The organism is Petrotoga sp. 9PWA.NaAc.5.4 (genome assembly GCF_002895485.1).
Taxonomy (GTDB): Bacteria; Thermotogota; Thermotogae; order Petrotogales; family Petrotogaceae; genus AZRK01.
The window spans coordinates 18,900-39,980 of the sequence record NZ_AZRK01000024.1 but is presented as its reverse complement, the minus strand read 5'-3'; the positions used below and the strand labels follow the sequence as shown (position 1 = coordinate 39,980).

The following is a 21,081-nucleotide window of genomic DNA, read 5'->3' as shown; positions in this document are numbered from 1 at the left end:
CATGGTTATTTTAGGTATAGATCCTGGTTATGGTAGAATAGGGTTTGGAGTAATACAAAAAGTTGGTAACACTTTTAGTATGATAGATTATGGGGTTATATATACAGATAAAGATGCTAATTTACCCAAGAGATTATTAAAAATTAAAAAAGATATGAAAAGTTTGATAGATAGATATAAACCTGACGAATCTGCTGTGGAAGAGTTATATTTTTTTAAAAATGTTGCAACTGCAATTCAGGTAGGAGAAGCAAGAGGAGTTATTTTGGTTTCGTTGGAAGAAGAAAATATACCCATATTTGAGTACACACCTTTTCAAATAAAACAGGCAGTTACAGGTTATGGTAGGGCAGAAAAAGGTCAAATACAACGTGCTTTAAAATTGATCTTGAAATTAGAAAAGACTCCCACACCTGATGATGCATCAGATGCTTTAGCTGCAGCATTTTGCCATGCAAATTTTAGGAGGAATTTCAAAAATGCCAGATATTAAAGAGTTTTTATTGGAAAATATAGGATTTTTGCCATTTAATATCGATGGAAACATAAATATATACGATGATTTAGTGGAGATAAATTTAGAAACCCTTGATTCCAATAAAGATATAAATGAAGAAATTTTGAAAAGTTTTTTTGAGCGATTGTTGAAGAAAAAAACAAAGATATCATTTTCACATAATAAAAATCCTGAATATTTAATAGAAAACTGGCAAAACCTCGTAATAAAACATCCATTAAAGGATTATTTAAAATTTTTGCGTCCTGAATACACCGATGATCGCAAAATCATATTTAGGACATATTCTACGATTGTAAAGAATCGATTATTAAAAGAAAAAGAACAAATTGAAAATTTTATTTTTAAATATACAGGTGAAAATGTTTTTTTTGAAATTGTAATAGATGAAAACATTAGACCACAAGTTTCTAATAATTTTTCTGACTTTCAAAGTTATACACAAAATTACGAAAATAATGAAGAGGGTTTGCATTCTGGTGGTTCTAATGTTGTAATGGGAAAAGAAATTAAAAAGGTTCCTATGCCTTTGTCAATGCTTCCTTCAATTGAAGGAAGAGGAGTTGTAGTAACTGGTAAAATATTTAATAAAGAATACAATGAAAAAGGACCGGTTATTGCTTTATATATAACTGATAAAAAGAGTTCTTCAATAATAAAGGCTTTTTACAACGTGGCTTCTTTGTTGAATGAAAATATTTCGATTGGAGATAATCTAACAGTTGAGGGAAATATTTTTTACGATTCATTTAGTAACGAATTTGTTATTAAGCCAGTGAGTGTGGAAAAATTAAATGAAAATCCTTTTGAAAGAAAAGATACTTTTCCAAGAAAAAGGGTAGAACTGCATGTACATTCGAAATTAAGTGCTATGGAAGGGTTGCTTGATATAGATGATATAGTCAAACAGGCTAAAAAATGGGGATATGATTCAATAGCTATTACCGATACCGGCGTTGTTCAAAGTATACCTGATTTTTACGACAAAGCTACAGTTAATAATATAAAGCCTATTTTTGGAATGGAAGCTTATGTTATTGACGAATTTGTAAATATCATTAATTTACTTAAAGAAGATAAAAAGATCAACGAACCAGAATACGTAGTGTTTGATTTAGAGACAACCGGCTTAGAACCTGCTTTAAATGAGATTATTGAAATAGGTGCTGTAAAAATTAAAGATATGAAAATAGTTTCAAGGTTTCATAGTTTAATTAAACCTAAAAAGTCTATATCGAGTTTTACTACTCATATCACAGGAATAACAAATGAGATGTTAGAAAATGAAAAAACTATAGAAGAAGTGTTACCCAAATTTTTAAGTTTTATTGAGAACACTGTTTTGGTTGCCCATAATGCTGATTTTGATTACAGATTTATAAGAGAATGGGTTAAAAAGGTTTATAATGAGCATTTTGAGCAGACTTATATAGACACTTTGGCACTTTCGAAATCTCTGTTAAATTTAAAAGGATATTCGTTGGATAAAGTAGTTGAAGAATTACAACTTGGTAATTTTGAACATCATAGGGCTCATGAAGATGCCAATGTTACTGCCTTAGCATTCTTAAAACTTTTGGAGATGGCAAAAAAGAAGAAAGTTGAGAAACTATCGGAATTAGAAAGATTGAAAAAATTTATTGATTATAAGAGAATTAGGCCGACTCATATGACGATTTTAGTAAAAAATAAAGTAGGATTAAAAAATTTATATAAACTTGTTTCAAACTCTCATGTTAAATATTTTTACCGAGTTCCAAGAATACTTAAAAGTGAATTGTCTCAAATGAGAGAAGGTTTATTGATAGGAAGTTCAGCAGAAGAAGGAGAAATTATCGAAGCTTACCTAAGAGGTGCTTCACATGATGAAATAATCGAAATAGCTAAATTTTACGATTATATAGAACTTTTACCCGTAGATTCCCTTGAAGTTAGTAAAAATATTTCAGAAGATCAAATAATAAAAATTTATAAATCAATATATGATATAAGTCAAGAACTGAATATGCCTCTTGTAATGGTATCAGATGCACATTATCTTGATAAAGAAGATATTGTTTATCTTAATACTTTAAGATTTGCTGATAAAAGGAAGATAATTAATGCAAACAAATATTTAAGAACAACCGATGAATTAATAGATGAAGCAAAAAGAATATTTGGAAATGAAGAAGTGGCAGAAAATATAGTAATAAAAAACACAAATGAGATAGCTCAACAAATTGAAATTATCAAACCTTTGTCTAAGAAATTAAACCCTCCAAAAATAGAAAATGCAGAGAATGAAGTTAGAGAAGCAGCTATTAAACGTGCATATGAGATATATGGCAACCCTTTACCAGCAATTGTTGAAAAAAGGTTAGAAAGAGAATTAGATTCTATAATAAAACATGGTTATTCTGTTCTATATCTTATTGCGGAAAGGATTGTCAAAAAATCCATTGAAGATGGCTATTTGGTAGGATCCCGTGGTTCTGTTGGGTCTTCTTTTGTAGCTACTATGCTTGGTATAACTGAAGTTAATCCTTTGCCCCCTCATTATATATGCCCAAACTGCAAACATACTGAGTTTTTCGAGGATGGCTCATACGGTTGCGGATATGATTTGCCATCTAAGAAATGTCCAAAATGTGGAAGTGAATTAAATAAAGATGGTCAATCTATACCTTTTGAAACTTTTATGGGGTTTGAAGGAGATAAGATACCTGATATTGATTTGAACTTTTCAGGCGATTATCAAGCAAAAGCTCATCAATTTATTGAGCAAATGTTTGGAGAAGACCATGTATTTAGAGCAGGTACAATATCAACTATAGCAGATAGAACTGCTTTAGAGTTTGCAAGGAAATATTGTGAAAATTCAGGTATTTTAAAAAATTCAGAGATTATTAGAATAGCAAATTCCATCACAGGTGTTAAAAGAACTACTGGACAGCATCCTGGAGGATTGATGATAGTACCAAAGGATAAAGAAATATATGATTATACACCAATTCAATATCCTGCTAACGATTCTAAAGCGGAAATTCAAACTACTCATTTTGATTACCACGTTATTCATGATGATTTGGTCAAATTGGATGCGCTTGGACATGATGATCCTACATTTATAAAGATGATGAAAGATTTAACTGGTGTAGATCCCATGAGTATACCCATGGACGATAAGAAGACACTTAGTTTATTTTCATCAACTAAAGAACTTAAAATAGATCTAAAAGATGAATTGGGAACAACTGTTGGTACACTTGGTATTCCTGAATTTGGTACCACATTTGTTAGAAGAATGCTTGAAGATACAAGGCCAAAAAGTTTTGCTGAATTGGTTAGAATTTCTGGATTGTCTCATGGAACAGATGTTTGGGCAGGTATCGCAAAAAATTGGATAGATAACAATGTTGCTTCTTTGAACGAAGTTATAGCTTGTAGAGACGATATTATGAATTACCTTTTAACTAAAGGAGCTGAACCAAAACAAGCTTTCTCTATTATGGAAAAGGTTAGGAAAGGTAAAGGAATAGATAAAAGCGATGAAGAATTAATGAGGAATTTAAAAGTTCCAGAATGGTTTATTGTATCCTGCCAAAAAATCAAATATCTCTTCCCAAAAGCTCACGCAGCAGCTTATGTTAGTATGGCATTTAGAATAGCTTGGTTTAAAGTATACTACCCGTTAACATTTTATGCTACCTATTTTACTGTAAAAGGTGATGAATTCAATTTAAAAGTTATATTTTCTGGCAAAGAAGCTATCAAAAAAAGAATTTATGAATTACGCACTAACGATTTGGATGTTCGAAAGAAAAATGAAATGACCGTTTTAGAGTTGGCATTAGAGATGATGATGAGAGGTTTCAAGTTTAAAATGGTTGATTTGTATAAATCTGATTCCAAAAGATTTATTATTGAAGAAGAGTCTCTTCTTGTACCATTTATCAAAATACCTAATTTAGGAGAAAAGGCTGCAGAAAGGATTGTAAAAACAAGAGAAGAAGGATTCAAATCTATAGAAGATTTTATAGCCAAAACAGGATGTAATAAAACCAATATCGAATCTTTGAAAGCACTTGAAGTACTTAAAGATTTACCAGAAACAAATCAAATCTCTTTATTTGGGAGATAAAAACTATGGAAGGTTGGTTAACTTTTCAGGAATTACACAGAATAACTAAATTTGTTGATGCTTTCTGTGGAACGGTAGAACCTTCTTTCAGGAATGTATATTTTTATTATGACAAAGGTTTAAAAATTTATGCTACTGATGGATGTGCCAAACTCTATTTAAGTGCAACTAAAGAATTTTTACCTTTCGATGGTATAGCTTCAATACCTGTTCAATATATAAAAGGAATTATCAAAGGTACTAAGTCCAATGAAAATTCTTTAGTAAAAATATCTTTAGAAGATAAAGAAATGATATTCGAAATTGAAGGGATGAGATTAAATAGCAAAATAGAAAAAGAGGAAGCAATTAGTATCGAAACATCGGGAGAATCCGTTGTTATTAGTAAAAAGGAATTAGGTTACTTTATTGATAAATTGGACTTTGTTTCAGCTTCTGCTAATGAAGGGGACATTATAGATATACTTACACATGACAAAAAAATTGTTTTTGGCTATCTTTCAGATTATTACAAGTTAAACACTTTTTATTCTGAAACGAAAGTTGATTTTCATCGAGAAATTCCTTTTATTTCTGCACGACATATTGTTAAAGCGTTAAATCAACTTAAAAAAAGTAATATTCTTGAATTAGGAATTGACAAATATAACATAATTCTTAGAAACCCTGGGGTATTAATAAAAGTATGCTCTTCTAAGCCGTCATTTTCAAAAAATATATTGATTTTTGAAAAATTCATAGAACAAGTCGATATGAATACAAAAGATTTAAAAAATGTTCTAAGTAAATTATATTCAACTTTTTCAGAAAGTAACATTGCTTATTTAGTTTTAAAAGAGAATAATAGTTATATATATAAAGAAGAAAAGAATGCGAGAATATCTTTTAAGTTACCTTATAGCTTTCAAAATCAATATTTAGTTCCTATACACGTAAGAAAATTGAGATCTATTTTAGCAAGAATGGATGATCATATTAAGATTTATTTAAATGAAAAAACAATGTTGTTAGAAGACTCGAAAAATAGTAAAAAAGCCATTTTTTTAGTCCAAGAATTTATAAAAAAATAATTTATTAAACAGATTGTATTTGAAAAATTAACTTTTGAAATTAAAATGGATTCAGGAAAGGAAGGAATAAATGCCTGAAAGAAACAAAGGTTTAATTTACATGTGGATATGTATTATCGCATGGGGGACTTCTTTTATTGCAACTAAAGTAGCTGTTGAAGTAATACCTCCCATTTTTTTGGGATTTTTAAGGTTTGCTATAGCTTCTATTATCTTAGTAATTTTTGTACGGAAAGATATAAAATATACTAAAAAAGAAAGAATAAGTTTAATCTTTGCAGGTTTTTTTGGAATAACTACTTATTTTATAGCTGAAAACAGTGCATTGTCTTTTACAACAGCGACAAATACATCGCTTATAGTTTCTTCAACTCCTATATTCTTTTTGATAGTAAACGATTTGATTGAGAAAAAATTTTCTTCAAAAATTAGATATTTCGGAACAACCATAGGATTTATAGGAGTTACCGTACTAATTTTAAACGGGACTTTTGTTTTAGAATTAAATCCTTTAGGAGATTTAATTGCATTTGGTGCCGTTTTTTCTTGGATTTTATATACTTTATTTTTGGAAAAAATTAAAGATCGAGATGAAGGAATTATTACAAGAGATTTAACTATGTATGGCACATTGTTTTTTATACCATTTCTATTTTTAGAAAAAAATACTTTACCCGGCTGTCCAATTTATCAACTTTGGTTGAAACCCTCTATAATTATCTCATTATTGTTTTTAGGTATTGTGTGTTCTTCAATCGCTTACTTTTTATGGATGAAAGCAATAAAAGTATTAGGAAGTCGAACAGTCACGAGTAGTTTGTTTTTAATCCCTATAGTGACTGTAATTGCTGATTCTATTCTTTTAAAAAACTTTCCGAATGTTTATTCTTTGATAGGAGCAACTTTAATATTGTTAGGAAATTATATTGCCGAGAGAAAAAGTTAACAATATTTAAAATAAACATATCTTAATTGAAAAAAATATCCTTTATAATGGGATTGAGAAAGTTGATAAATTTTGTTATATTATATATAATATATATTTCTCCGGGGAGAGTGAAAAGAAGTGAAATATTTGGTGAACTTTGCTAAGGATTTTGGTAGAATATTTAGATATTTAAATCAAGATTTAGAAATGTATTTAAAGAAAGATCCAGTTGCCAAAAGTAAGTGGAAAGTATTTTTTACTTCTGTTTCTTTTCATGGATTAATGGCATATAGGTTTGCTAATTTCTTTTATAGATATAAAATCTATCCTTTGGCATATTTTATATATGTTTTAAGTAAGGTTTTTCATTCGATGGATATACATCCTGCGGCTTTGATAGAGCCTGGAGTGGTTATAGATCATGGTTTTGGAGTAGTAATAGGAGAAACTGCCAGTGTTGGCAGTGGTACTTTAATCTATCATGGAGTTACTTTGGGAGCAAAACATGTAACAACAGGGAATCGGCATCCTATTGTAGGTAAAAATGTGATGATTGGAGCAGGAGCAAAAATTTTGGGAAGGATATACATAGGAGATGACTCTGTTATAGGTGCAAATTCGGTTGTTTTGATGGATGTTCCACCAAAATCTGTAGCAGTAGGTGTACCAGCAACTATAAAGAAGATTAATTGCCCATCTTCTACTTTTTATGAATTAGAAAATAATATTAACTCGGATTTTGTTATATAATATAATATTTACTATAGTCTGATTTTATCTTAAAGACTTATCTTATCTGTGAATAAATTAGAGATTTTAAAAATGAAGGTCTTCGGAAAATAATATTTTGATTTAAAATAGGTTTATGACAAAAAAATAGGGATTTTATATATGAGGATTTTTTAAAAACAGACTTTTGGATTTAAAGTTGGGTCTAAAGCGGAACCATCACCTCTCTTTCACTACCTATAGCGAAGAAATTAAAGAGATTCATAGTTAGTAAGTATTAGATAAGGACTTTGAAAAAAATAATTTTCAGAAAATGAAGTTTTGAATTTATAGCGAGGCCAGGGCGGAGCTCTCACCTCTTTTTCACTACATATAGCAAAGAAGTTAAAGAGATTCATAGTTAGTAAGTATTAGAATTACGGAAGTATTTTTGAAAAAATTTAAAACTAAAATATTGGCAAAATTTATGTTTTGAAATTTCTAAAGTAGGTAGAGAATAGATTAAAAGGAGGATTTTTCTTTGATTTATACTGCAATAGGTAATACTCCTATAATTACTTTGTCAAGACTTATTGAACCGGGAAGGGTTTTTGTAAAATTAGAAAAGAACAATCCAGCTGGGAGTGTAAAAGATAGACCAGCTTTTTTTATGATTAAACATGCAGAAATTAATAACCAGCTGAATGATACACAAAACATCATAGTTGAACCTACAAGCGGAAATACTGGCATAGCTTTAGCTGCTATTGGTAGAAGTAAAGGTTATAGAGTAATACTCACGATGCCTGAAAGCATGAGTGAAGAAAGAAGAAAGATTTTAAAATTATTAGGTGCAGAGTTGATTTTAACTCCTGCTGATCAAGGAATGAAAGGAGCTATAAGCAAGGCTTTAGAAATAGTTCAAGAAACTAAAGGTTTTATGCCGAATCAATTTTCTAATCCAGCAAATCCTTATGCTCATGAAGTTACAACTGGACCTGAAATAATAAGACAGATGGATTATTCATTGGATGCTTTTGTTGCAGGAGTTGGAACTGGTGGTACTATTACCGGTGTTGCAAGGTCCCTTAAGAAGTTAGTTCTAGATTGCGTTAGAATTGTGGCTGTTGAACCACAAAATTCATGTGTGATTTCGGGAGGTCAACCAGGAAAGCACAAAATTCAAGGAATAGGAGCAGGTTTTATTCCAGATAATTTAGATATTAATTTAGTAGATGAAGTAGTACAGATTAATGATGAGGAAGCGTTTGAAATGACAAACATGTTAGCAAAGGAAGAGGGATTATTCGTAGGAATTTCTTCTGGAGCTAACATAGCAGCTGCAATAAAAGTTGCAAATAGATTAGGTAAAGGTAGAAAAGTAGTTACTATAGCGCCAGATAGCGGTGATAAATATATGAGTATGTTAGATTAAAATTAACAATGATTTGATAGAATAAAGATAAATAACAAGTTTAATAGGCGGATTTTATAATTTCTAAAGATAGTGAGTTTAATGTAGTAGGAGGAATAATAAATGCCAGAAAAATATTGTTCGTTTTGTGGTAAACCTTCTAGTCAAGCTGGAGCTTTGGTCGCTGGGCCAAATGGGATATACATATGCGATGAATGTATAGATCTTTTTGGTGAGTTAGTAGAGGAAAATAAGAATAAAGCAGATCAAGAAAAACAAAAAAGTGTTAAAACTCTGCCTACACCTCAAAAGATTAAATCAGAGTTAGATAAATACGTTATAGGTCAAGAAAAAGCCAAAAAGATAATATCGGTTGCTGTTTATAATCATTATAAAAGAATATTTTCTAGTAAAAACATTACCGAAGTAGAATTAGACAAATCAAACGTATTATTGATAGGCCCTACAGGAACAGGTAAAACATTAATCGCTCAAACCTTGGCAAAAATTTTGGAAGTACCTTTTGCTATTGCAGATGCCACAACTCTTACGGAAGCGGGCTATGTAGGGGAAGATGTTGAGAACGTTATTTTAAGACTTTTGCAAGCTTGCGATTTTGATGTGCAAAGGGCTGAAAAAGGAATCATATATATAGATGAAATCGATAAAATCGCCAGAAAGTCGCCTAATCCTTCAATAACACGAGACGTCTCTGGTGAAGGAGTTCAACAAGCGCTTTTGAAGATTGTTGAAGGAACTATTGCGAATGTTCCTCCACAGGGAGGTAGAAAACACCCATATCAAGAGTTTATACAAGTAGATACATCTAAAATTCTTTTCATTGTTGGAGGAGCATTTGATGGATTGACAGATATAATAAAACATCGAATAAAGGATTCTTCTTTAGGATTTGGTGCAGATATAAAAAGTAATAGCAAGCAAAGAGAAGGAGAACTGTTAAATAATATTATACAAGATGATTTAATAAGATATGGTTTAATTCCTGAGTTTGTTGGAAGATTTCCTGTGATCGCTACTCTTGAAGATCTAGATGAAAATGATTTGATTAGAATTGCAACGGAACCTAAAAACGCTTTATTGAAACAATATGAAAAAATGCTCGAATTGGAAGGTATAGAACTTGAAGTTACTGAAGGAGCTTTAAAAGTTATAGCTTCAAAGGCTCTTAAAAGAGGAACAGGTGCAAGAGCACTAAAAACAATATTTGAAGAAATAATGCTTGATATAATGTATGAAGCACCTGAAATGAAGAATAAAATCAATAAAATAGTTGTTGATGAAGATGTTGTTACAAACAAAAAACCAGCTTTGCAAAGAAAGGAGACGGCTTAGTATAGAAAAGAAACCTATAATATTTGCTATCGAGACTTCTTGTGATGAGACTGCAGTTTCAATTTTGAAGGGTCACAATGAGTTGCTTTCTAATTTAGTAGTGTCTCAAATAGATATTCATAAAGATTTTGGAGGAGTTGTCCCTGAAATTGCAGCGAGAAAACACGTGGAGTTTCTTTATCAGTTGAGTTTAAAAGCATTTGAAGAAGCACAAATTGAACCTACACAACTAAATGCAATAGCTGTGTCTTATGGTCCAGGTTTAATAGGTTCTTTACTTATAGGAACAAGTTTTGCAAAAGGAATGTCGATATCTTTAAATATTCCGTTAATCGGTGTAAATCATTTAGTAGGACACATATATGCAAATTTTCTTGATTTTCCTGAATTAAAACCGCCTTTTGTTACATTGTTAGTTTCTGGCGGTCATACGATGATTTTATTGGTTAAAGATTACTTTGATTTTGAGATAATAGGTGAAACTAGAGATGATGCAGCTGGTGAAGCTTTTGACAAAGTGGCTCGAATATTAAATTTAGAATATCCAGGTGGGCCTATAATAGATCAGATAGCAAAGTCCGGTAAGAGTATCTATAAATTTCCAAAACCTTTGTACAACGTTGGTTATGATTTTTCTTTCTCGGGATTGAAAACTGCTGTATTGTATTTTGTAAAAGATTCAAGAAAAGCAAAGATTGAAGATATTGCAGCATCTTTTCAAGAAGCAATAATAGATACTCTTGTTCATAAAGTTACGAAATATGCTCTAAAATCCGGAATAAAAGATGTTGTTATAGCTGGTGGAGTCGCATCTAACTCCCTCTTGAGAAAAAAACTGAATACTTATAGAGATGAACTGAATATTTATTATCCTCAACTCAAATATTGTACAGATAACGCAGCAATGATAGCAAGAGCTGCTTATGAGAAGTACCAAAGAAATATGTTCGATGATTTAGATTTAGACGTTGAACCAAATTTAGGATTATCCAAAGTATAGACAAATTAATAGTTGACGAGATTATTATAATATGATATAATAAGTCTCGGTTATAAGTTAATAGAACTAATGGAGAGATGGCCGAGTGGTCGAAGGCGCACGCCTGGAGAGCGTGTGACGGTTAAAAGCTGTCCGTGGGTTCAAATCCCACTCTCTCCGCCAATTAAAATAAAAAATGCTGGGTAAAACCAGCATTTTTTATTTTACTACTTCTCTCATTCCAGCTTCTATAGCTTTTAAGTTAAGTTTTAAAAGATCTTTTTTCTTACCGATTAATTTTCTTTCTAAAGCTTCTTTTATAGAATCATGAGAAACAGCTTCTGTTGCTTTTAAGTAAGCGCCTAACATTACCATGTTTAGAATTTTGGGGTTTCCTATTTCATCGGCTATTTCGCTTGCAGGGATTTTAATAACGTGAATATCTTTTCTCGATGGTTTTCTATCTATAACTGATGAATTAATAAATAGTAATCCTTCTTCTTTTAAATTTTTTTCAAATTTAAGCATAGATGGTATATTAAAGGCAACGACTTCTGTGGGTTCATCTAATACGGGAGAAGCTATATATTCATCAGAAATTATGACTGTACAGTTTGCCGTTCCACCCCTCATTTCAGGGCCATAAGAAGGGAGCCACGTTGTATATTTTCCATCAATCATTGCAGCTAAAGATAATATCTGACCAAAAAGCATAACTCCTTGACCTCCAAATCCAGCTGCTATCAAACCGTGATAACACATATTAAACACCTCCAAATTATTTTTTATTTTGGAAAAACTCATATAAAAAAGAAATTATTTATCCGACTTTGTCAATGAATACACCTAATGGGTATTCTTTAACCATATTTTCCTCTAACCATTTCATCGATTCAATAGGGGTTAATCCCCAATTAGTCGGACATGTCGATAATATTTCAACTAACCCAAAACCAATATTATTAATTTGTGCTTGAAATGCTTTCTTAATATATTTTTTTGTTTTAAGGACATCTTGAGGCGTAGTTACTTTTGTCCTGGCCAAAAAAGCCACACCTCTTAATTCTTTTAAGACCTCTGAAACTCTAATCGGGTAACCGTCTTTTGTTTCGTCTCTTCCATACGGAGTTGTAGTAGTTTTCATACCAAGTAGCGTAGTTGGAGCCATTTGTCCACCAGTCATTCCGTATATGGCATTGTTTATAAAAATTGTAGTTATTTTTTCACCTCGGTTTGCTGCATGAATTATTTCAGCTGTGCCAATAGCAGCTAAGTCACCGTCTCCTTGATAAGTGAAAACAATATTTTGTGGTCTCGCCCTTTTTATTCCAGTTGCAACAGCAGGAGCTCTTCCATGTGCCGCAACTGTCCCATCAACATCAAAAAAGTCGTAAGCAAAAACCGAACAACCTACTGGTGCAACCATGATAGTTTTTCCTTGAATATTTAATTCATCTATTACTTCAGCAATTAATCTATGAGCGATTCCGTGATGACATCCTGGACAATAAGTAAATTCTTTTTCACTTAAAGAAACTGGTGTTTTAAATCTTTCGGTATAAGTAGACATTTTTTCACCACCCTTAGTTAAATTAACTCCATTAGTTTAGCCAGGATTTCTCCTGGTGTAGGGACGATTCCACCCATCCTTCCATAAAATTCAACAGGTCTTTTACCATTTATTGACAGTTTAACATCCTCAATCATTTGACCAGAACTCATTTCAACTGCAAAAAATAACTTCGCTGTTTTACTCCATTTTTCAAGTTCTTCATAAGGAAAAGGCCACAAACTTATTGGTCTGAAAACACCTGCTTTAACCCCTTTTTCTCTTGCCTTATCAGCGACGGATTTTACTATTCTTCCCATAGTACCGTATGCTACTATTACTATTTCTGCATCATTTAATTTGTACTCTTCATATAGTTTCTCACTTTCTGTTATCTTTTTATATTTTTGATGACGATTTAAATTCATTTTTTCTAAATTTACAGGATCTAAATCGAAAGAAGATACCCTATGTGGGGCTCTTTCATTGTTTGTTCCAATTAACGCCCAACTGGAATGATCGTTCAAATCATCTAAATTTCTAAAATCCGGGAAAGATACTGGCTCCATCATTTGTCCTAATAAACCGTCTGTCAATATTAAAACAGGAATTCTATATTTATCGGCAACATCAAAAGCATGAGAGGTTAATTCAACGGCTTCTTGGAGAGATTCTGGACTAAGAACAACAAGTTTGTAATCTCCATGGCCTCCACCTTTAGTTGCTTGAAAATAATCCGATTGCGCAGGTTGTATATCTCCTAAACCTGGTCCACCGCGAACAACATTTACAAAGACACAAGGTAATTCAGCACCAGCTATATATGAGATACCTTCTTGCATCAAAGAAAATCCTGGAGAAGAAGTTGAAGTCATTACTCTTTTTCCTGTACTTGCAGCTCCATAAATCATGTTGACAACAGCAACCTCACTTTCAGCTTGTAAAAAAGTTCCATTTACTTCTGGAAGTCTTCTTGCCATATATTCTGTTAATTCACTTTGAGGAGTAATAGGATATCCGAAGTAAAGTCTGCATCCGGCTCTTATAGCGGCTTCAGCTATTGCCTCAGTGCCTTTAACTAAAATCTTTTCAGTTTTTTCCATTATTATCAACTCCTTAACTTCGTGCTTTTTCTAAAACTTTTACGGTAATACATACATCAGGACACATTTGATAACAAAAACCACATCCTATGCAACTTTCTATATTTTTAACGGTACTTGGATGGTATCCTTTACTATTAAATTTTTTCGAAGATTCAAGAACATTTTTTGGACATACTTCGATACATAATCCGCAACCTTTGCATCTTTCTTCGTTGATTTCAATAAGAAACCTTCGTTCGCTCATGATGCTACCTCCATTCTTCATAAATTCATGGAGTTTCCTATTAAAATAGTCCATAATTTTCAAAAAATCTTTTTATTACGAATTTTTCAAATTTGGTATCTACAATTTTTTCTAATTTTTCAGAAACAGCGGTGAATGCTATAGGAACGTTTATTTCTTTGGAAACTGATTCAATAATATCTTCTCCTTCTTTGATAATTTCGGGAGTAGTTTCATTTTGAATGTTTGAATTAATAACAAGGTAATCTATTTTAGTTCTTACAAGAGATTCTAAGATATAAAAATACTTCTTAATATTTTCTTTATTTTCTGTAAAGGGTCTATGGGTATTTACAACAAAATAGACTGCATTTTTTGATTGAATAAGGAAGTTTCTCAACGAACCTAAAACAGTCGCGCCTTCTTCGTTTCCACCAACATCCAGGACGGTTTTAAATTCCGGATTTGCTATATATCCTCCAACTTCTCTTGATATTATAGGCACGTCAGCATGTAAATATTTTTCAGGAGGAGTTATTACTTTTATATTTAAGTTATTTAATTCATCCTTTTTATCTCTTACTCTAAAATAAGGACTTATTACATCGATATCAGCTATAGCAACATTTTTGTACTCCTTTTTTAATTTTAAAGCCATATTTAAAGAAATTTCTGTTTTTCCAGAACCAAACATTCCTATAAAAATATGTACATTATAATTTTTCATGATATCTCTTAGCATATAGTTACCTCTTTTAATATTCTTTTACAGTTTCTTCGCCTTTCAATACTCTCAACGCTGCCATAGCTAAGGCTTTTTCTTCGTTTCCTCCAGGAAATACGTAGACAGGAGCTATAAATTCAATTTTTTCTTTAATCCAAGGAACAAGATACTCTTTTTCATGAGCTAAACCACCAGTTAAAATTATTGCATCTATATCAAACTCTAAAATAGCTGACATTTTGCCTATCCATTTCACAATTTGATGAGCCATTGCCGAATAAACAACTCTTGCGTATTCATCTCCATTTTTTATTCTTTTGACAACTTCTCTCGCATCATTTGTTCCTAAGTAAGCAACAAGTCCACCTTTACCTTTAATAAGCTTTTTTATTTCATCTTGAGTATACATTCCTGAATAACAAAGATCAATGAATCCTGTTAAAGGTAAAGTTCCAGATCTTTCAGGAGTAAAAGGGCCATCTCCATCTAAAGCATTGTTTACATCTACAACTCTACCTTTTTTATGAGCTCCAATTGAAATACCTCCACCCATATGTACAACTATGAGATTACTTTCTTCATACCTTTTTTGTAATTTTTGGCATAAGTTTCTCGCAACCGCTTTTTGATTTAATGCATGGAAAATAGATTTTCTTTGAAAGTCTGGATGGCCTGAGATTCTGGCTATATCTTCCATTTCATCTACCACTACAGGATCTGCAATAAACGATTCTACTCCGATACTTTTAGCAATTGAAAAGGCTATTAAAGCTCCTAAATTTGATTCGTGTTCTCCATACGTAGCATTTTTTAATTCATGTATCATTTTTTGATTAATCTTGTAAGTGCCTCCAGGGATAGGTTTTAATAGCCCTCCTCTCCCAATTATTGCCGAAAAAATTGATAAATTGTATCCTTCTTTATCTAAGACGTTCAAAATTATGTTTTTTCTAAATTCATATTGATCAGCAACAGTTTTAAATGTTTTTAATTCTTCAACATCGTGGTCAATAACTTTTTTCAACACTTCTTTTTCGTCGTAATAAATTGCTATTTTTGTGGATGTAGATCCTGGGTTTATAACAAGTATATAAAACATATTATTACCTCGCTTTAAGACATAAGAATAGATAAAGCCATTGCATTGAGTTTTGATTCGTCAGAATCGGCACGTGAAGTTAATACTACAGGTTTCTTGCCACCTATTATAGAACTTGCCAATTTAGCGTTTGCAAAATATACAAGGGTTTTGTATAGAATGTTGCCAGCTTCTATATTAGGGACAATTAAAATATCAGCATCGCCTGCTACTTCACTGATTATTCCTTTATGAATTGCTGCTTCTTTGGATATAGCGTTGTCCATAGCAAAAGGTCCATCTACTATACAACCTTTTATTTGACCTCGCCTATTCATTTGAGTTAAAATCGCAGCATCTAAGGTTACAGGCATTTTGGGATTAACTTGTTCTAAAGCACCTAAAATAGCTACTTTTGGACGTTCTATCCCTAATCTTTGGGCTACTGATACCGCATTATTTATAATGTCTATTTTCTGTTCAAGAGTTGGTGCAATAATCATTCCTGCATCAGAAATAATCAATAGCTTGTGATAATTGGGAATTTCAAACACACATACTAAATTCATAGTTTTTCCAGTTTTTAAATTATATTCGTCTTTTAAATAAATAGAAAGAATTTCTGCTGTTGTGAGTTTTCCTTTCATTGGTAAATCGGCCTGCCCATTTACAACTGCTTCTATAGCACCTTTAGCTGATTCCAATGGACTTTTGGAATCTATTATTTCGACGTCTTTCAGATCTAAATTATTTTCTTGAACTATTTTTTCAATCTTTTGTTTGTCTCCAAACAGTATAAAATCACATAAATTTATTTCTTTAGCTTTTTGAACAGCTTTCAATACAACATCGTCTTCTGCGGCAGCGACCGCGATCTTTTTCTTTTTGCTTTCTTTCTTAACTTGTTCTAAAATATCTTCTATTTTTATGATTTTCATAATATTTTTTCTCCCTCCCATTCCAAGACTTTTTCTTCATTGTTTAAAATTCTTAAAGCTCCATTAGCAAGTCCTTGCATTTCGTAAGCGCCAGGATAAACCATAATAAGTCCGAGTTTAAATATTCTTTTTTTGATCATATCTACAAAATAATTGCTTTGAGCCATGCCTCCTGTAATTATTATTGCATCAATATTTCCTCCTAAAATTGCTGCCATTGCACCTATTTCTTTTGAAATTTGATAGGCCATAGCTTCTACAATTAATTTAGTATAATTATCATGTTCAGCTTGTAATAAAGCATCTCTTAAACTACTTGTTCCAAGATATGCGAATAAACCACCTTTTCCAACATATCTTGCCTTCATTGCATTTTTAGAAAACTGCTCTTTGTTTTTAAAAATCCATTTTAAAAGATCTCCCATTGGCAATTCACCACTTCTTTGGGCACTAAAAGGGCCTTCATCGCTTGCATTGTTAACATCTATCATCATGCCTTTTCTTTGAGCTCCTACAGAAATTCCACCACCTAAATGTGTAATAACAAAATTACAGTCGTAATAATTCTTGTTTAGTTCTTTTGCTGCAAATCTTGCAACCATTTTCATATTTAAAGCGTGAAATAAACTATTTCTTTCAAGATTTGGTATGCCAGAAATTCTTGATTCTGGAATAAATTCATCTACTGAGATAGGATCTGTTATATATACAGGAGGTTTATTTAAACTGTTTGCTGAAAGTTCATAAGCTATTACTGCAGCTAAATTAGAAGCATGTTCTAATTTTGAATGATTTTTTAAATATTCAACCATACTTTCATTTACCAAATATGTTCCACTTTTCAAAGGGGGAAGTATTCCTCCACGTGCTGCAATTGCGTTTAATTCATCGATAGAAATATTATGTTTTTTCAAAAAATTTAAAATAGCTTTTTTTCGAAAAGGTAATTGATCCATTATCTTTTCGCATCTTTCTATTTCGTATATATTATGTTCTATAGTTTCTTCAACGATAGATTTTTCATCTTCAAAAATAGCAACTTTTGTTGAGGTTGATCCTGGATTTATTACCAAAATTCTTTTCATGGAAAATCCCCCTGTTATTTAACTTTTTTATAATCTTCAACAACTGACCTTAACCTTCTGATTCCTTCTTTTATTTCATCATGGGAAGGCAAACAAAATGACAACCTCATATGATTCTTCTCTATTTCGTTTACATAGAAAGATTCTCCTGGAACATACAAAACACCTTTTTTTCTAGCTATTTCAAACATTTCCATCGTGTTTGTAGATTCATCAAAAGTAAGCCAAATGAATAATCCTCCTTCAGGTTTTGTCCAACTTACTTTTGATGTGTTTTCGAACTCAACTTTTAAAGCTTCTAACATCGTATCTTTTTTTGACTTATATAACTTTAAAGATGGTTCTAATTCTTTAATAATGTCGTGATTTTCTAAATATCTTGCCGCTATTCTTTGCGTTAAAGAAGGACAACATAAATCTGCACTTTGCTTAGCTATAGTAAATTGTCTTATCAATTCTTTTGGGCCAATAATTATTCCTATTCTCAACCCTGGAGATAATATTTTTGAAAATGTATTCAATAAGAGCGTTCTTTCAGGATTCATAGAATAAATATTCGGTAATTTTTCTCCTTCAAACCTTAAATATCCGTAAGGATCATCTTCAACTATCAAAAAGTTATATTCTTTAGATAATTCAGATAACTTTTTTCTTTTTTCTAAGGACATTGTTACACCTGTAGGATTTTGAAAATTAGGAACGACATATACGAATTTTAATTTTTCAATTTCATGTTTATTTTTAAGTTCTTTTAATTTTGCTTCAAAAAATTCTAAATCCATTCCATCTTCTTTTATAGGAATTTCTAAAAACTTCGGAAAACTTTGTTTGAAAGCATTAGCTGCTCCTAAGTATACAGGTTTTCCTACCGCACAATAAGATTCTTCGTCAAGCAGTACCATGCTGATTAAATGTAAAGCTTGTTGAGATCCTACAGTAATAAGCATATTGTCGTAATTTAGCCAATCAATATGTTCGTGTTTTTCGAGTAATTTTATGTACTGTTTTTTTAATTCATTATCTCCTTCAGTTGTAGCATATTGAAGAGTAAATTTATATTCATCTTTTAAAACTTTCAAAGAAATTTCAGCTAATTCGTTTCTTGGAAATGTTTCTGGATCTGGCACACCTCCCCCAAAAGATATTATGTTTGGGTTGGCAGCATCTTTTAACAATTCTCTAATAATATTAGATTTCATACTCTTTGTAACCTTAGAAAATTTATTTTCAAATTCCATATCGCCTTTCCTCCTTTTTTGTAAAAAATACATATTATCTTTAGAAATTTTAAAACTTAAGCTTTATCGATATTTAAATTCAGGACATTGTTCAAGAGAAAATTCTTGTTTCTAAAGTCTCAGTGAGAGATTATTCCTTTTTTATAACCCCATTTTAATTATAAATTAAATATACCTTAAAAGTCAAAACCGATTAGAAAAGATTAGAGGCAATGAGAGGAGAATAGAAGCAATTAAAACTGATATGAAAAAAATTTCATGAAAAATATTTCATGGTAAAAAATAAATAAAAAATCCTCTTAAAAAAGAGGATTTTAGTTAGATCTTTATTAAATTTTAATTCCTTATTAAGATTCTTGCTGTTGATATTTCTTTTCAAACTTTTCAGGAAGATTTTCTGATTCCCTCAATTCTTTTAACGCTTTTCTGAACTGTATTGTGAACAATGAGACTGTAACTATGACGGCTACTGTATCTGATACGGGCTCAGCTAAATATACTGCCATTACCTTATTTTCAAAAAATATCGGTAATATGTATATTAGAGGTATTAACAATATTACTTTACGTAATAATGCTAAAAACAATGAGGTTTTAGCATTTCCAATAGCGATGAAAGTTTGTTGACAAGCTACTTGTATTCCTAAAAGTATAGAAACAGCCATATAAATGTGAATTGCCCATACTGAAAATTCTCTTAGGGCAGTGTCGTTGGTAAACATTCCTACAAACACATGAGGAAATAGCATAATCAAAGTCCATAAAATCGTTGAGTATATTACACTAATTTTTAATAATAGTTTGAATGCGCCTTTCACACGATCAGCATTTTTTGCACCAAAATTATAACTTATTATAGGTTGAGCTCCTTGGGTAAATCCCATAAGTGGTAACATCGTAAATTGCATCAGAGAAGATAGTATTGTCATTGCTCCTACAGCTATGTCTCCACCATATTTGAGAAGGCTTGAATTGAAACTTACATATAAAATACTTTCTGTAAGCTGCATAATAAAAGGAGCAGACCCTAACGCTAATATAGAAAGAATGATATTTTTTTCTAATTTATAATTTTCCTTTTTAAGATGCAAAATGCTTCTTTTGCTTTTAAGAAAAGTTATTACCCACGTTGCAGCACATGCTTGTGAAATAACTGTAGCAATAGCTGCTCCCCTTACTCCTAATTCAAACGCATAGATAAACAAAGGATCTAAAATAATATTGAGTACAGCACCTATTAGTATTGTATACATACCAGTTTTTGCAAAACCTTGAGCTGTAATAAACGCATTCATGCCAAGAGTCAATTGAACAAAAATTGTGCCTAAGGCATATATTTGCATATAAGAAAAGGCATACTCAATAGTATTTTCACTCGCTCCAAAGATATACAACATATTTTTTCCAAAAATTAAGGTAAAAGTAGTTAAAATTAATGAAATGATTATCAATAGTACATATGAATTGCCCATAATTTTTTCCGCTGTCTTGTAATCACCTTCCCCCATTTTTATAGAAGCCCGAGGAGCTCCTCCCATGAAAACTAAAGCTGCAAATGCTGATATAGCAAGTATCAACGGAGTTGTGATTCCTACACCTGTTAAAGCTAATGCACCAATATTTGGAATATGACCTATATAAATTCTGTCAACTATAAAATAAAACATATTTATAACCTGTGCTGTAACTGCGGGTAAGGTGAGTTTAAACATAAGTTTTCCAAGACTTTCTTTTCCTAAAAAGTCGTTATTTTGAGTAATATTGTCTTTTTTCATAATTTATCATCTCCTTTTCACTTTATAAAAATTGATTTAACAAAGCAGCTTAGATATTAGAGTAATATTCCAAAAAATATTGTAAAACTTCAAAATAAAATTAGCAATTCTAATTATTAATTGTATGTTAAATAAAAAGAACGACATTAAATAAAATATATGGTAAAATATAGAAAAATAAATTAAGCACCTTTGCGTAATTGAATGAGATTGCAAAATTTGGTGTGTGTGATTGGGAAGGTATTTTTGAAAAAATTTTAAACCATCATGTTG

Annotated in this window: 18 protein-coding genes and 1 tRNA gene; 9 read left to right on the top strand and 10 right to left on the bottom strand. The window is 31.3% G+C overall.

What is annotated here, in order from left to right:
- Position 1 precedes the first annotated feature (1 nt).
- The 9 genes from ruvC (at position 2) to X924_RS07520 (ending at position 11,275) form a co-directional block, all read left to right on the top strand.
- Complete coding sequence (gene ruvC / locus X924_RS07560) at positions 2-493, top strand: crossover junction endodeoxyribonuclease RuvC (protein ID WP_121958323.1); 492 nt, start codon at positions 2-4, stop codon at positions 491-493.
- Positions 480-4,640 (top strand): PolC-type DNA polymerase III, encoded by a 4,161-nt coding sequence (locus X924_RS07555; protein WP_121958322.1) that lies wholly within the window; start codon positions 480-482, stop codon positions 4,638-4,640. Before ruvC ends, X924_RS07555 begins: the two co-directional genes overlap by 14 nt.
- A gap of 5 nt (positions 4,641-4,645) precedes the next feature.
- Positions 4,646-5,710, top strand: a complete 1,065-nt coding sequence (locus X924_RS07550; RefSeq protein ID WP_121958321.1) for a hypothetical protein — start codon at positions 4,646-4,648, stop codon at positions 5,708-5,710.
- A 70-nt stretch (positions 5,711-5,780) separates the two neighbouring features.
- Positions 5,781-6,656: a DMT family transporter gene (locus X924_RS07545; RefSeq protein WP_121958320.1), complete on the top strand. Its 876-nt coding sequence runs from the start codon at positions 5,781-5,783 to the stop codon at positions 6,654-6,656.
- A gap of 129 nt (positions 6,657-6,785) precedes the next feature.
- Positions 6,786-7,388 carry a serine O-acetyltransferase EpsC gene (gene epsC / locus X924_RS07540; RefSeq protein WP_369826030.1) on the top strand — a complete coding sequence of 201 codons (603 nt, stop codon included), beginning with the start codon at positions 6,786-6,788 and terminating at the stop codon, positions 7,386-7,388.
- 499 nt (positions 7,389-7,887) lie between these two features.
- Complete coding sequence (gene cysK / locus X924_RS07535; RefSeq protein WP_121958318.1) at positions 7,888-8,781, top strand: cysteine synthase A; 894 nt, start codon at positions 7,888-7,890, stop codon at positions 8,779-8,781.
- 102 nt (positions 8,782-8,883) lie between these two features.
- Positions 8,884-10,113 (top strand): ATP-dependent Clp protease ATP-binding subunit ClpX, encoded by a 1,230-nt coding sequence (gene clpX / locus X924_RS07530; RefSeq protein ID WP_121958317.1) that lies wholly within the window; start codon positions 8,884-8,886, stop codon positions 10,111-10,113.
- Positions 10,064-11,113: a tRNA (adenosine(37)-N6)-threonylcarbamoyltransferase complex transferase subunit TsaD gene (tsaD, locus tag X924_RS07525; protein ID WP_121958316.1), complete on the top strand. Its 1,050-nt coding sequence runs from the start codon at positions 10,064-10,066 to the stop codon at positions 11,111-11,113. The genes clpX and tsaD overlap by 50 nt, the downstream gene beginning before the upstream one ends.
- Positions 11,114-11,184: 71 nt before the next feature.
- A tRNA-Ser gene (locus tag X924_RS07520) sits at positions 11,185-11,275 on the top strand.
- Positions 11,276-11,311: 36 nt separating this feature from the next.
- Here the strand turns inward: X924_RS07520 and X924_RS07515 are convergent.
- From X924_RS07515 to X924_RS07470, 10 genes are all read right to left on the bottom strand, one after another.
- Positions 11,312-11,854 carry a 2-oxoacid:acceptor oxidoreductase family protein gene (locus X924_RS07515; RefSeq protein ID WP_121958315.1) on the bottom strand — a complete coding sequence of 181 codons (543 nt, stop codon included), beginning with the start codon at positions 11,852-11,854 and terminating at the stop codon, positions 11,312-11,314.
- Positions 11,855-11,912: 58 nt separating this feature from the next.
- Entirely contained in the window at positions 11,913-12,662 is a 750-nt protein-coding gene (locus X924_RS07510; RefSeq protein ID WP_121958314.1) for a thiamine pyrophosphate-dependent enzyme, read from the bottom strand.
- 17 nt (positions 12,663-12,679) lie between these two features.
- Positions 12,680-13,744, bottom strand: a complete 1,065-nt coding sequence (locus X924_RS07505) for a 3-methyl-2-oxobutanoate dehydrogenase subunit VorB (protein ID WP_121958313.1) — start codon at positions 13,742-13,744, stop codon at positions 12,680-12,682.
- A gap of 13 nt (positions 13,745-13,757) precedes the next feature.
- Positions 13,758-13,991: a ferredoxin family protein gene (locus X924_RS07500; RefSeq protein ID WP_121958312.1), complete on the bottom strand. Its 234-nt coding sequence runs from the start codon at positions 13,989-13,991 to the stop codon at positions 13,758-13,760.
- A 40-nt stretch (positions 13,992-14,031) separates the two neighbouring features.
- Complete coding sequence (locus tag X924_RS07495) at positions 14,032-14,712, bottom strand: cobalamin biosynthesis protein CobQ (protein ID WP_199172666.1); 681 nt, start codon at positions 14,710-14,712, stop codon at positions 14,032-14,034.
- Between the two features lie 13 nt (positions 14,713-14,725).
- Positions 14,726-15,793 carry a butyrate kinase gene (gene buk, locus X924_RS07490; protein ID WP_121958311.1) on the bottom strand — a complete coding sequence of 356 codons (1,068 nt, stop codon included), beginning with the start codon at positions 15,791-15,793 and terminating at the stop codon, positions 14,726-14,728.
- Between the two features lie 14 nt (positions 15,794-15,807).
- Positions 15,808-16,710, bottom strand: a complete 903-nt coding sequence (locus X924_RS07485; RefSeq protein ID WP_121958310.1) for a bifunctional enoyl-CoA hydratase/phosphate acetyltransferase — start codon at positions 16,708-16,710, stop codon at positions 15,808-15,810.
- Positions 16,707-17,795 carry a butyrate kinase gene (gene buk, locus X924_RS07480; protein ID WP_121958309.1) on the bottom strand — a complete coding sequence of 363 codons (1,089 nt, stop codon included), beginning with the start codon at positions 17,793-17,795 and terminating at the stop codon, positions 16,707-16,709. Before buk (X924_RS07480) ends, X924_RS07485 begins: the two co-directional genes overlap by 4 nt.
- A 14-nt stretch (positions 17,796-17,809) precedes the next feature.
- Positions 17,810-19,033 (bottom strand): PLP-dependent aminotransferase family protein, encoded by a 1,224-nt coding sequence (locus X924_RS07475; protein WP_121958308.1) that lies wholly within the window; start codon positions 19,031-19,033, stop codon positions 17,810-17,812.
- A gap of 347 nt (positions 19,034-19,380) precedes the next feature.
- Positions 19,381-20,808, bottom strand: coding sequence for an MATE family efflux transporter (locus X924_RS07470; protein ID WP_121958307.1), 1,428 nt, complete (start codon positions 20,806-20,808; stop codon positions 19,381-19,383).
- Positions 20,809-21,081: the final 273 nt, after the last annotated feature.

Coding starts and splice junctions, on each gene's coding strand:
- X924_RS07475 (WP_121958308.1), bottom strand. CDS start 19,033: ATGGAATTTGAAAATAAATTTTCTAAGGTTACAAAGAGTATGAAATCT.
- clpX (WP_121958317.1), top strand. CDS start 8,884: ATGCCAGAAAAATATTGTTCGTTTTGTGGTAAACCTTCTAGTCAAGCT.
- X924_RS07500 (WP_121958312.1), bottom strand. CDS start 13,991: ATGAGCGAACGAAGGTTTCTTATTGAAATCAACGAAGAAAGATGCAAA.
- X924_RS07470 (WP_121958307.1), bottom strand. CDS start 20,808: ATGAAAAAAGACAATATTACTCAAAATAACGACTTTTTAGGAAAAGAA.
- X924_RS07555 (WP_121958322.1), top strand. CDS start 480: ATGCCAGATATTAAAGAGTTTTTATTGGAAAATATAGGATTTTTGCCA.
- ruvC (WP_121958323.1), top strand. CDS start 2: ATGGTTATTTTAGGTATAGATCCTGGTTATGGTAGAATAGGGTTTGGA.
- X924_RS07545 (WP_121958320.1), top strand. CDS start 5,781: ATGCCTGAAAGAAACAAAGGTTTAATTTACATGTGGATATGTATTATC.
- buk (WP_121958311.1), bottom strand. CDS start 15,793: ATGTTTTATATACTTGTTATAAACCCAGGATCTACATCCACAAAAATA.
- X924_RS07510 (WP_121958314.1), bottom strand. CDS start 12,662: ATGTCTACTTATACCGAAAGATTTAAAACACCAGTTTCTTTAAGTGAA.
- X924_RS07485 (WP_121958310.1), bottom strand. CDS start 16,710: ATGAAAATCATAAAAATAGAAGATATTTTAGAACAAGTTAAGAAAGAA.
- X924_RS07550 (WP_121958321.1), top strand. CDS start 4,646: ATGGAAGGTTGGTTAACTTTTCAGGAATTACACAGAATAACTAAATTT.
- X924_RS07495 (WP_199172666.1), bottom strand. CDS start 14,712: ATGCTAAGAGATATCATGAAAAATTATAATGTACATATTTTTATAGGA.
- X924_RS07515 (WP_121958315.1), bottom strand. CDS start 11,854: ATGTGTTATCACGGTTTGATAGCAGCTGGATTTGGAGGTCAAGGAGTT.
- buk (WP_121958309.1), bottom strand. CDS start 17,795: ATGAAAAGAATTTTGGTAATAAATCCAGGATCAACCTCAACAAAAGTT.
- tsaD (WP_121958316.1), top strand. CDS start 10,064: ATGTTGTTACAAACAAAAAACCAGCTTTGCAAAGAAAGGAGACGGCTT.
- X924_RS07505 (WP_121958313.1), bottom strand. CDS start 13,744: ATGGAAAAAACTGAAAAGATTTTAGTTAAAGGCACTGAGGCAATAGCT.